The 1,690-nt window shown below is 55.4% G+C and carries 1 protein-coding gene and 2 pseudogenes; all 3 read right to left on the minus strand.

The annotated features are described in order from the left end of the window. Positions 1–121 (minus strand): annotated as a pseudogene (locus ERD78_RS19650) (IS6 family transposase); the annotation flags it as partial. Between the two features lie 55 nt (positions 122–176). Then, positions 177–968, minus strand: coding sequence for an ANT(3'')-Ia family aminoglycoside nucleotidyltransferase AadA1 (gene aadA1 / locus ERD78_RS19940; protein ID WP_001206316.1), 792 nt, complete (start codon positions 966–968; stop codon positions 177–179). Positions 969–983: 15 nt separating this feature from the next. Then, positions 984–1,538, minus strand: a pseudogene (locus ERD78_RS19945) (IS6 family transposase); the annotation flags it as partial. Between the last annotated feature and the right edge of the window lie 152 nt (positions 1,539–1,690).

Genomic DNA, 1,690 nt, shown 5'->3' on the forward strand with positions numbered 1-1,690 from the left:
GCAGGCACCAGGGGCGAGCCTGTCCTTTGCGCAGGGCTCGCATGACTTCGAATCCCTTGATCGTGGCATAGGCCGTGGGGATCGATTTGAAACCGCGCACCGGCTTGATCAGTATCTTGAGCGCTTGAGTTAAGCCGCGCCGCGAAGCGGCGTCGGCTTGAACGAATTGTTAGACATTATTTGCCGACTACCTTGGTGATCTCGCCTTTCACGTAGTGAACAAATTCTTCCAACTGATCTGCGCGCGAGGCCAAGCGATCTTCTTCTTGTCCAAGATAAGCCTGTCTAGCTTCAAGTATGACGGGCTGATACTGGGCCGGCAGGCGCTCCATTGCCCAGTCGGCAGCGACATCCTTCGGCGCGATTTTGCCGGTTACTGCGCTGTACCAAATGCGGGACAACGTAAGCACTACATTTCGCTCATCGCCAGCCCAGTCGGGCGGCGAGTTCCATAGCGTTAAGGTTTCATTTAGCGCCTCAAATAGATCCTGTTCAGGAACCGGATCAAAGAGTTCCTCCGCCGCTGGACCTACCAAGGCAACGCTATGTTCTCTTGCTTTTGTCAGCAAGATAGCCAGATCAATGTCGATCGTGGCTGGCTCGAAGATACCTGCAAGAATGTCATTGCGCTGCCATTCTCCAAATTGCAGTTCGCGCTTAGCTGGATAACGCCACGGAATGATGTCGTCGTGCACAACAATGGTGACTTCTACAGCGCGGAGAATCTCGCTCTCTCCAGGGGAAGCCGAAGTTTCCAAAAGGTCGTTGATCAAAGCTCGCCGCGTTGTTTCATCAAGCCTTACGGTCACCGTAACCAGCAAATCAATATCACTGTGTGGCTTCAGGCCGCCATCCACTGCGGAGCCGTACAAATGTACGGCCAGCAACGTCGGTTCGAGATGGCGCTCGATGACGCCAACTACCTCTGATAGTTGAGTCGATACTTCGGCGATCACCGCTTCCCTCATGATGTTTAACTTTCCGTGATCGGCCTCGATCACGTTATTGAGATACTTCACCTGCCGGTGGGCCGTCTCCCGGTCCAGCTTTCCTTCGCGCTTCAATTCGGTGATCGCTGCACCATAGCTCGGCGCTTTGTCGGTATTGAGCGTGGCAGGCTTTTCCCAGTGCTTCAGGCCTCGCAGGGCCTTGCCCAGGAACCGCTTCGCTGCCTTGGCGCTGCGGGTCGGCGACAGGTAGAAATCGATCGTGTCGCCCCGCTTGTCGACTGCCCGGTACAGGTAGGTCCACTTGCCCCGCACCTTGACGTAGGTTTCATCCAGGCGCCAGCTCGGATCAAAGCCACGCCGCCAGAACCAGCGCAGCCGCTTCTCCATCTCCGGGGCGTAGCACTGGACCCAGCGATAGATCGTCGTATGGTCGACCGAAATGCCGCGTTCCGCCAGCATTTCCTCAAGGTCGCGATAGCTGATCGGATAGCGACAATACCAGCGCACCGCCCACAGGATCACATCACCCTGGAAATGGCGCCACTTGAAATCCGTCATCGTTCCGTCCGTCCAATCTCCGCCAAGCATGCTCAAGCTTCACGATTTTTGCAACAGAGCCCACACGAGTATTGAGCATAGTCGAGATTGGTGCAGATCACTTCTGATATTGAACTGTCAGGAGCTGGCTGCACAACAGCCATTACGCCCAATCAACTGGTGCAGTCGTCTTCTGAAAATGA

The sequence above is a fragment of the Allopusillimonas soli genome (genome assembly GCF_004153445.1).
Lineage (GTDB): Bacteria > Pseudomonadota > Gammaproteobacteria > Burkholderiales > Burkholderiaceae_B > Allopusillimonas > Allopusillimonas soli.